The organism is Pseudomonas sp. TNT3 (genome assembly GCF_010095445.2).
Lineage (GTDB): Bacteria > Pseudomonadota > Gammaproteobacteria > Pseudomonadales > Pseudomonadaceae > Aquipseudomonas.
This window is the reverse complement of sequence record NZ_WFGV02000002.1, coordinates 187068-199173: the sequence shown is the minus strand read 5'-3', so window position 1 is coordinate 199173 and position 12106 is coordinate 187068. Positions and strand designations below refer to the sequence as shown.

General features: G+C 57.7%; 12 protein-coding genes. 5 read left to right on the top strand and 7 right to left on the bottom strand.

Annotated features, from left to right (window positions below):
- The first annotated feature begins 4 nt into the window (after nt 1-4).
- Nucleotides 5-526 carry a DUF3617 domain-containing protein gene (locus tag GBC55_RS02455; protein ID WP_162437644.1) on the top strand — a complete coding sequence of 174 codons (522 nt, stop codon included), beginning with the start codon at nt 5-7 and terminating at the stop codon, nt 524-526.
- A gap of 44 nt (nt 527-570) precedes the next feature.
- Here GBC55_RS02455 and folE2 read toward each other — a convergent pair whose 3' ends face one another.
- The gene (folE2, locus tag GBC55_RS02450; protein ID WP_162437645.1) at nt 571-1467 is read right to left on the bottom strand and encodes a GTP cyclohydrolase FolE2; all 897 of its coding nucleotides are present in this window, start codon (nt 1465-1467) and stop codon (nt 571-573) included.
- A gap of 115 nt (nt 1468-1582) precedes the next feature.
- Here folE2 and zigA point away from each other — a divergent pair, with 115 nt between their 5' ends.
- The gene (gene zigA / locus GBC55_RS02445; RefSeq protein WP_162437646.1) at nt 1583-2788 is read left to right on the top strand and encodes a zinc metallochaperone GTPase ZigA; all 1206 of its coding nucleotides are present in this window, start codon (nt 1583-1585) and stop codon (nt 2786-2788) included.
- A 4-nt stretch (nt 2789-2792) separates the two neighbouring features.
- On the opposite strand, the gene GBC55_RS02440 is transcribed toward zigA, so the two are convergent.
- On the bottom strand, nt 2793-3149 hold the full coding sequence (locus tag GBC55_RS02440) for an NADH:ubiquinone oxidoreductase (protein ID WP_162437647.1): 357 nt from the start codon (nt 3147-3149) through the stop codon (nt 2793-2795).
- A gap of 27 nt (nt 3150-3176) precedes the next feature.
- Here GBC55_RS02440 and GBC55_RS02435 point away from each other — a divergent pair, with 27 nt between their 5' ends.
- Complete coding sequence (locus GBC55_RS02435) at nt 3177-4142, top strand: CobW-like GTP-binding protein (RefSeq protein WP_162437648.1); 966 nt, start codon at nt 3177-3179, stop codon at nt 4140-4142.
- A 55-nt stretch (nt 4143-4197) separates the two neighbouring features.
- Here GBC55_RS02435 and GBC55_RS02430 read toward each other — a convergent pair whose 3' ends face one another.
- On the bottom strand, nt 4198-4611 hold the full coding sequence (locus tag GBC55_RS02430) for a DUF3301 domain-containing protein (protein ID WP_162437654.1): 414 nt from the start codon (nt 4609-4611) through the stop codon (nt 4198-4200).
- 120 nt (nt 4612-4731) lie between these two features.
- On the opposite strand from GBC55_RS02430, the gene pdxY reads away from it, so the two are divergent.
- Nucleotides 4732-5604, top strand: a complete 873-nt coding sequence (pdxY, locus tag GBC55_RS02425; protein ID WP_162437649.1) for a pyridoxal kinase PdxY — start codon at nt 4732-4734, stop codon at nt 5602-5604.
- A gap of 46 nt (nt 5605-5650) precedes the next feature.
- Here the strand turns inward: pdxY and GBC55_RS02420 are convergent, their stop codons facing one another.
- Nucleotides 5651-6133 carry an acyl-CoA thioesterase gene (locus tag GBC55_RS02420; RefSeq protein WP_016772447.1) on the bottom strand — a complete coding sequence of 161 codons (483 nt, stop codon included), beginning with the start codon at nt 6131-6133 and terminating at the stop codon, nt 5651-5653.
- 200 nt (nt 6134-6333) lie between these two features.
- On the opposite strand from GBC55_RS02420, the gene GBC55_RS02415 reads away from it, so the two are divergent.
- Nucleotides 6334-8097, top strand: a complete 1764-nt coding sequence (locus tag GBC55_RS02415; protein ID WP_162437650.1) for a cation:proton antiporter — start codon at nt 6334-6336, stop codon at nt 8095-8097.
- 57 nt (nt 8098-8154) lie between these two features.
- Here the strand turns inward: GBC55_RS02415 and GBC55_RS02410 are convergent, their stop codons facing one another.
- From GBC55_RS02410 to uvrD, 3 genes are all read right to left on the bottom strand, one after another.
- On the bottom strand, nt 8155-8562 hold the full coding sequence (locus GBC55_RS02410; RefSeq protein ID WP_110657681.1) for an SMI1/KNR4 family protein: 408 nt from the start codon (nt 8560-8562) through the stop codon (nt 8155-8157).
- Nucleotides 8563-8698: 136 nt separating this feature from the next.
- Complete coding sequence (locus GBC55_RS02405) at nt 8699-9571, bottom strand: Tim44 domain-containing protein (RefSeq protein WP_247266850.1); 873 nt, start codon at nt 9569-9571, stop codon at nt 8699-8701.
- Nucleotides 9572-9857: 286 nt separating this feature from the next.
- The gene (uvrD, locus tag GBC55_RS02400) at nt 9858-12041 is read right to left on the bottom strand and encodes a DNA helicase II (protein ID WP_162436587.1); all 2184 of its coding nucleotides are present in this window, start codon (nt 12039-12041) and stop codon (nt 9858-9860) included.
- Between the last annotated feature and the right edge of the window lie 65 nt (nt 12042-12106).

Below are 12106 nucleotides of genomic sequence, written 5' to 3'. Positions count from 1 at the left end.
CTCGATGAACGTTCGTCTTCTGGGTTTGGCCATGGCGTTGGGTTTGGCACTTCCTGTGGCCGCTCAGGCACAGATGCTTCAGCCAGGTTTGTGGGAATTGACCACCAGCAACATGAAGGTCGATGACCAGAACCTGCCGGATCTGCAGTTGATCCTTGGTCAGTTGCAAGGTCAGATGACCCCTGAACAGCGCGCCCAGCTGGAAAAGCAGGGGATCACCATGGGTGGCAAAGGTATACGCGCGTGCCTCACACCGGAGCAGGTGAAGACGGACAATATTCCGCTCACCGATCCGCAATCGGGCTGCAAACAGGAAATCACTGATCGCAGTGGCAATCAGTGGAAATTCCGTTTCAGCTGTCCGAAAGCCCAAGGCGCCGGCGTTGCCACGTTCCTCAGTGATCGTGAGTTCACCACCAAGGTGAACGGTACGTTCAACGCCACGGGTATCCAGCAGAAGGGCAGTCTGGAAAGCCGTGCCGTGTGGCTAGGTCAGGATTGCGGAACGGTGAAACCGCGAGCCTGATCACTGGTTATGTGAACGGGGGATGGCTGCACTCCAGAATCGGATCATGTGGCCTCCCAATTCCAACAGCTTTCTGCAACGGCATCGTGGGCGTGCAGGCTTTCTGCGTGAATGACTCGCAGGTGGAAAGCATTGATAGTTGGAAGGCCTTTAAGAGCGGTGTGCAGGCGTCGAGCCGCGTCTTCGCAGAACATCAGGTTCTGGCCGTTGGCCAAGGCGAAGGCTTGCTCGTCGGCGCGTTTAACCGCGGTTTGAACCGCAGTGCCGAGCGCCATTTCTGCGTCATTGATGATCGCGATCAGCGGAAGCGCATTGCAGTCATCGTTCAAACGCAACCGCAAATGTGCGGTGCTGCGTTGGCTGTGAGGCGTCGCAACGATGCCGTTTGTAGAGCCAAGCCAATTCAATACTTCATCGAGATTGAGTGACTTCTCCCCGAAGTCATTGGCAAATTGTTGCTGGATTAATTGCCGTGCCAGCGCTGCCGAGCAGGGGCATGTTGAGGAGTAAGACACATCTATTGATAGTTCCACGTGGAACAATCCATTTTTCAGACTTGCCCGAACGCTGACCGGATAGGCTTTCCATCCGCTCAGTGGGCTGATCAGTGCCGGTCTTTTTAGCAGCAAGTCCGTGTGAATATTGAGATAGGCGTTGTTGGAAAGCTCCTCATGCGTGTCGATGAAACGCTCTAATATTCTGTGCAATAACGCAGGTGTCAGCTGATCGTTCTCAAGCATTTCCAGCGCCAGATACAACCGTGACATGTGGATGCCGCGTGCCTCTTCATTGTCGAGACTCACGCCTGCGTCAACTTTTGCAGCGAGTTGCTGCCCGTTTATCAAGACTGGAAGTGCAATGCCGCACATGCCGACCCAATCGAGTGGCAGAGATTGGCGAGAGGGCTGGATGGCGATATCCGGCAAAGTCAGCGCATTCATAAGCAGGTCCATCGTGGAAGCGAGTTTGACATGTTATGTTATTACATTAAACTCGCCTACGCCTTTTTCCTGAACTGGCTCCACTGACCCGCGTACCCCTTATGAGGAATGCCTGATGCCCCATCGTCTCCCCGTCACCGTCTTGTCGGGTTTTCTCGGCGCCGGTAAAAGCACGCTCCTCAACTACGTATTGCGTAACCGCGAGAACCTGCGCGTCGCCGTGATCGTGAACGACATGAGCGAGATCAATATTGATGGCAGCGAAGTACAGCGTGACGTCAGCCTCAATCGCGCCGAAGAAAAACTCGTGGAAATGAGCAACGGCTGCATCTGCTGCACCCTTCGCGAAGACTTGCTGGAGGAGGTAAGCAAACTCGCCAAGGAGGGTCGGTTTGATTACCTGTTGATTGAATCCACGGGGATCTCAGAGCCCTTGCCGGTGGCAGAAACCTTCACCTTTCGCGGCGAAGACGGGCAGAGCCTGGCTGACATTGCGCGGCTCGATACCATGGTCACCGTCGTTGACGGCGTGAACTTCCTGATCGACTACCAGGCCGCTGAAAGCCTTGCGTCCCGTGGTGAAACCCTGGGCGAGGCAGACGAGCGATCCATCACGGATCTGTTGATCGAACAGATCGAGTTCGCCGACGTCATTCTCATCAGCAAGATCGACCTTATCAGCAGCAGCGCGCGCGAGGAGTTGATCGCGATTCTTGAACGGCTTAATGCACAGGCACAGATCATCCCGATGGTAATGGGTGAAATCCCTCTGAAAAGGATCCTCAATACGGGGTGCTTCGATTTCGAGAAGGCCTCCCAGGCACCCGGCTGGTTGCAGGAGCTGCGGGGCGCGCACGTGCCGGAAACGCTGGAGTACGGCATTGCTTCCACTGCTTATCGGGCTAGAAAGCCCTTTCATCCGCAACGGTTTTTCGACTTCATCAACGGATCGTGGGAGAACGGCAAGCTGCTGCGCTCCAAAGGGTTCTTCTGGCTGGCGAGCAAGCACATGGACGCCGGTAGCTGGTCTCAAGCGGGTGGTTTGATGCGCTATGGTTACGCCGGGCGCTGGTGGCGTTTTGTACCGAAAAACCAGTGGCCACAGGACGCAGAAACTACTGCCGATATTATGAAGAACTGGACGGCCGCCACAGGTGATTGCCGTCAGGAACTGGTGTTCATTGGCCAGAACATCGACTTCGATCAACTGAACGAACAACTCGACCAGTGCCTGCTGACTGACGACGAAATGAAACTGGGCGAAGAGGGATGGCGACTGATCACGGACCCGTTTGGCCCGTGGTACGAGGAGGTCGCCTGAGGGGTCATGGCTTGAGCCAGTTTCCCTGGCTTTGGGCTTCGCAAAACGGCTTCAAATAGGCCGAATCGGTGGCTATACCGTAATAGTGAATATCCTGCCGGTAAGGCATATTGGCGACTTGGGCATTGCTGCAGACGCCAAACGCCCCGGTGGGACATTCATCCACGTACTGCACGTCGACTGTTTGCCCTGGTAGATTCGGCTGGCAGAACCCGTTGGCGAAGAGCTTCTCCGGGATGTTGCGGTTCTGCTGACAAACTTTTACGTCGAGTCGTACACCTGTGCTATGTACCACACATGCCTGGGCCAGCGCCTCGCCTGAAGTAAGCGCTAGCAGTAACGACCATCCCATCAACCGCATTTTCTACCTCCTCAGAACCCTTCAACCATGCTGCAGAACATTCCTACCCATGTCATTGCTGGCCCATTGGGCGCCGGCAAGACCAGCGCCATCAGGCACCTGCTGACTCAACGGCCTGCCGGTGAGCGCTGGGCGGTGCTGATCAACGAGTTCGGCCAGATCGGCCTCGACGCTGCGTTGTTGACCCAGGACGCCGATGGTATCGCACTGGGTGAAGTGGCCGGGGGGTGTTTGTGTTGCGTAAACGGTGCGCCTTTTCAGGTCGGGCTGGGACGTTTGTTACGCAAGGCGCGGCCTGATCGGCTGTTCATCGAGCCGTCGGGGTTGGGGCATCCGGCACAACTACTCCGGCAGTTGAATGAGGCGCCGTGGCTGGGAGTGTTGGCGGTTCAGCCGTGTTTGCTGGTACTGGATGCTCAGGCACTCGCCGCCGGTAAATCGCTCCCTCAATCGCAACATGAGGCCCTGAGCAGCGCTGGTCTGTTGTTGCTGAACAAGTCTGAGGCGCTGGGTGAGGATGATCGCGCGCGCATCATCGAGCGGCTGCCAGCCATGCCGCTGTACTGGACGCAGCAAGGTGTACTGCCCTTGAATGCTTTACCGGGTCTTGATGCGAAGGCTGAAGCAGGTGTGGATTACTTGATTGCACCCAAAGGATTGGCGCAGATGCCGGCGATCTGGACTGATCCTGCGATACCGATCTGTTTGAGTCAGCAACAGGCGGGCGGCTGGAGCATCGGCTGGCGTTGGCATCCAGGTCAGATATTTGATGCCGCGCGAGTTGATCGATGGCTTGAAAGCCTCGACTGGCAGCGGGCCAAGATGGTGATCCACAGTGTTGAGGGATGGGTATCGTGCAACGCGCTGGATAACTCAATGCTGGACTGGCAACCCAGCGAATGGCGACAGGATTCGCGGATAGAGCTGATTTTCAGTGAGGCGCAGGACCTGGATTCGTTGCAGAAAGGTATGGCTGGGTGTCGAGTGATTTAAAGATCAAAAGATCGTCCGAACGCGGCCCGGGCCTGTGTTCGGACGATCTTTTTACTTAAGGACGCCACTTGGTGTGCTCTTGCCGCCACTGGCTTAGCTCGATCACCTCGGCCCGTGGTTTCACCACATCGACCACCGCCGCGGTATCGTCGAAGGGCATCGGGTAGGGCGCCAGCTCTATTTGCGCGCTGTGGGCGCCGAACTGGGTAATGGTGCCGTTGTGGCGGGCTTCACCCGTCACGGTGAACTCGAAGTTATAGACCCTGGCCAAACGCCGTTTGCCGTTTGCGTCTTTGATAAATCCGATTTTTTTCAATGCGACGTTACCGTCCAGCAGCTCGATGCCAAGCTTGCCGCAATGCTGCTTGACCCGCTCCAGCGCGCGCTCGCGCAGGCCATGGTTGTGCCAAAGCCACGCGCCAGCAGTGGCCAGCAGCATCAACACTAAGATATTTCCGAGGGTCAGCATCAACAGGGTGCTCCAACAAGATAGTGCCAGCTTAACTGCGTCGCCGGTCTGTCGTACAGGCTGCGTTTAGTCGCATACTGCGCGGCTCTAATTTCAATCGTTGTACGGAAGACTCACCGCATGAAACGTACGCCCCATCTACTTGCCATCCAGTCCCACGTGGTGTTCGGCCACGCCGGTAACAGCGCCGCGGTATTCCCGATGCAGCGGATCGGGGTGAATGTATGGCCGCTCAATACCGTGCAGTTCTCCAACCACACCCAATACGGCCAGTGGGCCGGTGAGGTGTTGGCGCCGCACCAGATTCCCGAGCTGGTCGAAGGGATCGCGGCAATCGGTGAGCTGGGTAACTGCGATGCTGTGCTCTCCGGCTACCTTGGCAGTGCGGCTCAGGGGCGCGCGATCCTGACCGGTGTGGCGCGAATCAAGTCGATGAATCCCAAGGCGTTGTATTTATGCGACCCGGTAATGGGGCACCCGGAGAAGGGGTGCAGCGTGCCGGCGGAGGTCAGCGATTTCCTGCTGCAAGAGGCGGCGGCCGTCGCGGACTTCATGTGTCCAAACCAGCTTGAGCTGGACAGCTTCTCGGGGCGCAAGCCGCAGTCGCTGTTCGACTGCCTCGCCATGGCGCGAACGCTATTGGCGCGTGGTCCGAAAGCGGTGTTGGTCAAGCATCTGGACTACCCTGGAAAACCGGCAGATGTCTTCGAAATGTTGCTGGTAACGGCGGAGAACAGCTGGCATTTGCGTCGACCATTGTTGGCGTTCCCGCGTCAGCCGGTGGGCGTTGGTGACCTGACTTCAGGGTTGTTCCTGGCGCGCGTGCTGTTGGGCGACAGCCTGGTGGCTGCATTTGAATTCACTGCGTCGGCGGTGCATGAAGTGTTGCTGGAGACCCAGGCGTGCGCAAGCTACGAGCTGGAACTGGTGCGGGCCCAGGACCGGATCGCTCATCCGCGGGTGCGGTTCGAGGCGACGGCGATAAGTCTGTAATGACTAAAATCGTCCGAACGCGGCCCGCGTTCGGACGATCTTTACTTCAAGCGTCGCCTTTTATTTCCTGATAACGCTTTTCCAGTTCCTGACGGATCTGCCGTCGCTGCTGTGCCTGCATAAAACGACGCTTGTCCTCACTGTTCTGCGGTTGCAGTGGCGGGACGGCGGCCGGTTTGCGCTGGTCATCCACGGCGACCATGGTGAAAAAACAGCTGTTGGTGTGACGTACCGATCGCTCACGAATGTTCTCGGTCACGACCTTGATACCCACCTCCATCGAGGTGTTGCCGGTGTAGTTGACCGACGCCAGGAAGGTCACCAGTTCGCCGACATGGATCGGCTCGCGAAAAATAACCTGATCCACCGAGAGCGTCACCACGTAGCGACCGGCATAACGGCTGGCGCAGGCGTAGGCGACTTCGTCCAGGTATTTGAGCAGTGTGCCGCCGTGAACATTGCCAGAGAAGTTGGCCATGTCGGGGGTCATCAATACCGTCATCGACAGTTGGGCGTTTCCGGGTTCCATAGCGTTCTCACGGTTCAAGGCAGTGATGAAGGAGTGCACCTCTACGGGTGCCTGGTCAGCTTTTTCAAACCGACTGTTATCGGGACGCCGGGCGCATGGCTGCCGTCACGCGCGATCTATCTGTTTCCATATATTGCACCGCCTTTCTGGCGGAAGTCGCGGTGTTAACCTCCGAAAGTCTGTCTCAAGGAGCCCACGCCATGCATGCGATCAGTTTTATTCAGGATCTGGCAGTCATCATGCTGGTCGCCGGAGTGGTCACCGTGTTGTTTCATCGGCTTAAACAGCCGGTAGTCCTGGGGTATATCGTCGCCGGTTTCATCATCGGACCGCATACACCGCCGTTCGGCCTCATCCACGATGAGGAAACCATCAAGACACTCGCTGAACTCGGGGTGATATTCCTGATGTTTTGCCTGGGCCTGGAATTCAGCCTGCGCAAGCTGTTCAAGGTCGGCGCCACCGCGTTTATCGCCGCATTCCTGGAAATCGTGCTGATGATCTGGATCGGCTACGAAATCGGCCGATGGTTCGACTGGAACACCATGGATTCCCTGTTCCTCGGCGCGATCCTGGCCATTTCCTCGACCACGATCATCGTCAAGGCGCTCAACGATCTGAAGATGAAGAATGAGCGCTTTGCGCAACTGATCTTCGGTGTACTGATCGTGGAGGACATCCTTGGTATTGGCATTATCGCTTTGCTGTCGAGTATCGCAGTCAGCGGTACGGTGAGTTCCGGCGAAGTCTTTTCCACGGTCGGCAAACTGTCGCTGTTCATGATTGTCGCGCTGGTGATCGGTATTCTGCTGATCCCGCGTCTGTTGGCTTATGTGGCCAAATTCGAAAGCAACGAGATGCTGCTGATCACCGTGTTGGGGCTGTGTTTCGGCTTCTGTCTGTTAGTGGTCAAGCTCGAATACAGCATGGTGCTCGGCGCGTTCCTGATCGGCGCGATCATGGCTGAATCCCGGCAATTGCTGAAGATCGAGCGCTTGATCGAACCGGTGCGCGATTTATTCAGTGCCATCTTCTTTGTGGCCATCGGGCTGATGCTCGATCCGCTGATCCTGCTGCAATACGCCTGGCCAATCGCGGTGATCACCGTGGCCGTGGTGTTGGGAAAAATGCTCTCTTGTGGTCTCGGCGCGTTTATCGCCGGCAATGACGGGCGCACGTCACTGCGCGTCGGGATGGGGCTTTCACAGATTGGGGAGTTCTCTTTCATCATCGCGGCACTGGGCATGACGCTGCAGGTCACCAGTAACTTCCTGTATCCCGTGGCCGTTGCAGTCTCGGTGATCACCACCTTGCTGACGCCCTATTTGATCCGCGCGGCCGATCCACTTTCGATCAAGCTGGCCGCTGTAATGCCGCACCGACTCGGCCGGGTGCTGGGGATGTACGGTGAATGGCTGCGCAGCATCCAGCCCCAGGGCGAGGGTGCGCTGCTGGCGTCGATGATTAGGCGGATTTTGCTGCAGGTGGGGGTCAATCTGGCGCTGGTGATCGCGATTTTCTTCTCGGGCGCTTTTTTTGCCGAGCGAATGTCTGCGTATCTACAGGACTGGATCAGTGATCCGAGCTGGCAGAAAGCACTGATCTGGGGCGGGGCGTTGATACTGTCGCTGCCGTTCCTGATCGCGGCCTATCGCAAGCTCAAGGCGCTATCGATGCTGTTGGCAGAGATGGGCGTGAAGCCGGAGATGGCGGGTCGTCATACACAGCGAGTGCGTCGGGTGATCTCCGAAGTGATACCGATCCTTTCGCTGTTGGTGATTTTCCTGCTGTTGGCAGCCTTGTCGGCCAGTATTCTGCCGACCAACAAGTTGCTGATGCTGGTTGCGGTGGTGGCGGCGGCCGTAGCGGCGCTGCTTTGGCGCTGGTTCATCCGCGTACACACGCGGATGCAGGTGGCCTTGCTGGAAACCCTGGACAACCACAAGGATGCGTCCGGCCACTGATTTTGCAGCAGCTGGCGCAGCCTGCGTCCGGCTGCTACAAAAATCACTTGGGGTGTTTCAGCTTTCCAGCCAGACGTCCCGCGCCCAGTGCCAGACCGATTCCCAGGTTTCTTCGGCAATCAGCTCTTCTTCAGCCTGCCACAGCACCACGGTGCCATCCTCTTCAACGAGGTAGTAGTCGTCACCGTCCTGACAGATCGGGATCATGCTGCGATCGACACCGGCATCCCAGGCATTAGCGGCAACGTCTGGCAAGTAGGTGTGGGATTGCGGATCGGTGACCGTCACGGGTTCCAGGCTGCCGTAGACCACGTCACTGACGGTCAGCAAAAATTCTCTGAAGACAAATGGAATGTCGATGAACAGTTGTTCTTCGATTTCCACCAACTGGTCTTCGTCAGGCAGCTCCAAGGGGACCGGTACCGGTTCGTTGGCTTCACGCAGTTGTTCGATGATTTCTTCCACGTCCGGGATCCTCTTGCTTGATGGCGCGGTTTAGTTGGGGCGGTTTATACAGTAGCTTGGTATAGATGCAACCGCGAAATAGAAAACCCCGGACGAGTCCGGGGTTTTCATTACAACATGCTTAACGCAGAAGGGATCAGCCGTTCTGGCGGATACCGGCCACCAGCCAAGGCTGGTTTTCGCCCTGCGGACGTTCCATGTTCCAGCTCTCGCTGAACACTTCACCCTGGTCAAAGCGCGAAGTTTTCGACACGCCGCTGAAGGTCAGGGTCGCGATGGTCTTGTCCGCACGATCATCCACGCCGTCCAGTTGCACATTGAGGTTGTCAATGTAGGTGGACTGGAAAGCGTCGCCCAGATCGGCACGTTCGCGCTTCAGGAACTCCAGCAATTGCGGGGTCACGAACTCGGCAATCTTGTCCATTTCGTTCGCGTCCCAGTGCTGCTGCAAGGACTGGAAGTGGTTGCGGGCCGCTTCGATGAAGCTCTGTTCATTGAACCAGGCTGGTGCATTGATCACCGGACGAGTGGCTACAGGAGCTGCCGAACCGCCAAAGATCGAACCGCCAGCAGGCTTTTGTTCGAACACTTCACGCTGCATCGGTGCGTGACCAGCCGGAGCCATGTGCTCTTGCTGCTTGCGACGACGAGCGGCAATGAAGCGGAAGATCAGGAACGCAATGACAGCCATGATCAGGATGTCGAAGATCTGCATGCCCTGGAAGCCACCGCCCATGAACATGGAAGCCAGCAGGCCACCGGCAGCGATACCGGCCAGAGGGCCGAGCCAGCGCGAAGCGCCACCGGCTTTTGCAGCAGCGCCAGCGGCACCGGCTGCGCCTGCAGTGGCCGCAGCGCCGCCTGCAGCAGAAGAAGGAGCCATTTGGCTGGTCTGGTGAGTCGGCGCAGCGCCGGAGCTCTTGCCGCCACCAAAGCGCTTGGCGTTGGCGTCCAGGCTCATCGTCAGGCCGATGCACAACGCCATGGCGATGCTAAGAAAACGTTTCATAAAGGGAATTCCCATTTGTGGAAGGCACGCGCGCCATGTTGCACAGCTGAAGTGTTACTGGCTAGCGGCAGAGTGTTTCGGGCTTTTGCCTGACAGGTTGGGTTCAGCTTCAGTCAGCGCAATAAGGCCTGTTAACTTTGGTCTGTAGGAGGAGTGGATAAGTTCGGTAGGAATTGGCCTTTGTAGGAGCAAAGCTTGCTCGCGATGGCAACAGCACGGTCTATCAAGAGACCGCGTTATCGTTCTTCGCGAGCAAGCATTGCTCCCATATGGAATCACGTTCGGGTTAGATCGCTTCCAGCTTCGCATAACCCAGCATCAGCCATTTACTGCCTTCGCTGAAATTCACCTGGACGCGAGCCTGAGCGCCGGCACCTTCGAAGTTCAGGATCACACCCTCCCCAAATACCGAATGCCGCACTGCCTGGCCAAGACTGAATCCGGTATCCGGAATCTCGCTACCGCCAAACAGGCTGCTGGAGCTCTGCTGCTGGCCTCCACCGAAAGGACGGCTGACGCTATTGGACAACCGCACTTCCTGAATCAGGCCTTTGGGCACTTCGCGCACGAAACGCGACACCTTGTTGTAGGTCTCGCTGCCATACAGGCGCCGCGTTTCGGCATAGGTCATCACCAGATTCTGCATCGCCCGGGTAATACCGACATAGGCCAGACGACGCTCCTCCTCAAGACGACCGGGTTCTTCCAGGCTCATCTTATGCGGGAACAGACCCTCCTCCATGCCCACCAGGAACACATAAGGAAACTCCAGCCCTTTGGCGCTGTGCAGCGTCATCAACTGAATGCTGTCTTCATGCTCGTCGGCCTGAGTATCACCTGCCTCCAGCGATGCGTGGCCGAGGAACGCCGCCAGTGGCGACAGGTCCTCGTCTTCTTCAGCGTTCTCGAAGTTGCGAGCCGCGCTGACCAGTTCCTCAAGGTTTTCTACCCGGGCCTGGCCTTTCTCACCTTTTTCGGCTTCGTGATAAGCGATCAGCCCGGATTGCTCGATGACGGTCTGAGTCATCAAGTGCAGAGGCATTTCCATGCACTTGGCGGCGAGATTCTCGATCAGTTCGATAAACGCCCCCAAGGCACCCGCAGCCCGACCGGTCAGGCCTTTGTTGGCCACCAGCAGACGCATGGCTTCCCACATCGACACATCGCTGTGGCGCGCATGGTCACGAATCGCTTCGACGGTTTTTTCGCCGATGCCACGGGCCGGAACGTTGATCACCCGCTCCAGGGCAGCATCGTTGCCCCGACCTTCCAGCAAACGCAGGTAAGCCATGGCGTTTTTGATTTCTGCCCGCTCGAAGAAGCGCTGCCCGCCGTAAATCCGATAGGGAATGCGCTCGCGGAGCAAGGCTTCTTCCAAAACGCGCGACTGGGCGTTGGAGCGGTACAGAATCGCGATATCACTGCGAGCCAAGCCCGTTTTCAGCGCGCTTTCGATAGTTTCGACAACGTAGCGAGCTTCATCGTGTTCGTTGAACGCGGCGTAAAGGTTGATCGCTTCGCCTTCGCCGCCATCGGTCCACAATTCTTTGCCCATGCGCCCGGTGTTGTTGGCAATCAGGGCATTGGCTGCCTTGAGGATGCCGGCGGTGGAGCGGTAGTTCTGCTCCAGACGAATGGTTTGCGCATCCGGGAAATCATCGGAGTATTGATAGATATTTTCGATTTTCGCCCCGCGCCAGCCATAGATCGACTGATCGTCGTCACCAACCACCATCAGGCTGTCGCCGCCTTTGGCCAGTAGGCGCAACCAGGCGTATTGCACGGCGTTGGTGTCCTGGAATTCGTCCACCAGAATGTGCCGGAAGCGCTTCTGATAATGCGCGAGCAGCCCTGGGTGATCGCGCCACAGGTCGAGGGCGCGCAACAGCAATTCGGAGAAGTCGATGACGCCTGCGCGCAAGCACGCGGCCTCATAGGCTTCATAAATGCTGCGCATGGTCGCCAGGAACAGATCGCCGCTGGCTTGGATATGTTGTGGACGCAGCCCTTCGTCTTTCTGGCCGTTGATGAACCACTGGGCCTGGCGAGCGGGCCAGCGTTGTTCATCCAGGCCGAGCTCGCGGATCACCCGCTTGACCAGCCGTTGCTGGTCGTCGCTGTCGAGAATCTGGAAGGTCTGGCTCAGGCCGGCTTCCTGCCAGTGCGCCCGCAGCAAGCGGTGCGCCAGCCCGTGGAAAGTGCCCACCCACATGCCGGCCGGGTTGAGCCCCATCAGTTGCTCGATGCGATGGCGCATCTCGGCAGCGGCCTTGTTGGTGAAGGTCACCGACAGGATCGAGTGAGGCGAGGCGTTTTCGACCTGGATCAACCAGGCGATACGGTGCACCAGCACTCGGGTTTTACCGGAACCAGCACCGGCCAGGACCAACTGACGACCCACGGAGGCAGCTACGGCCTGGCGTTGGGCATCGTTGAGGGAGTTCAGCAGAAGGGAGAGATCATCGCGCATCGGGGCATTCTAGGGTGCGCCGTCACACCGGGCAAACCGAGCTTTGCATTTACCGATGAAAGAGG

Coding starts and splice junctions, on each gene's coding strand:
- GBC55_RS02455 (WP_162437644.1), top strand. CDS start 5: ATGAACGTTCGTCTTCTGGGTTTGGCCATGGCGTTGGGTTTGGCACTT.
- folE2 (WP_162437645.1), bottom strand. CDS start 1,467: ATGAATGCGCTGACTTTGCCGGATATCGCCATCCAGCCCTCTCGCCAA.
- zigA (WP_162437646.1), top strand. CDS start 1,583: ATGCCCCATCGTCTCCCCGTCACCGTCTTGTCGGGTTTTCTCGGCGCC.
- GBC55_RS02440 (WP_162437647.1), bottom strand. CDS start 3,149: ATGCGGTTGATGGGATGGTCGTTACTGCTAGCGCTTACTTCAGGCGAG.
- GBC55_RS02435 (WP_162437648.1), top strand. CDS start 3,177: ATGCTGCAGAACATTCCTACCCATGTCATTGCTGGCCCATTGGGCGCC.
- GBC55_RS02430 (WP_162437654.1), bottom strand. CDS start 4,611: ATGCTGACCCTCGGAAATATCTTAGTGTTGATGCTGCTGGCCACTGCT.
- pdxY (WP_162437649.1), top strand. CDS start 4,732: ATGAAACGTACGCCCCATCTACTTGCCATCCAGTCCCACGTGGTGTTC.
- GBC55_RS02420 (WP_016772447.1), bottom strand. CDS start 6,133: ATGGAACCCGGAAACGCCCAACTGTCGATGACGGTATTGATGACCCCC.
- GBC55_RS02415 (WP_162437650.1), top strand. CDS start 6,334: ATGCATGCGATCAGTTTTATTCAGGATCTGGCAGTCATCATGCTGGTC.
- GBC55_RS02405 (WP_247266850.1), bottom strand. CDS start 9,571: ATGAAACGTTTTCTTAGCATCGCCATGGCGTTGTGCATCGGCCTGACG.
- uvrD (WP_162436587.1), bottom strand. CDS start 12,041: ATGCGCGATGATCTCTCCCTTCTGCTGAACTCCCTCAACGATGCCCAA.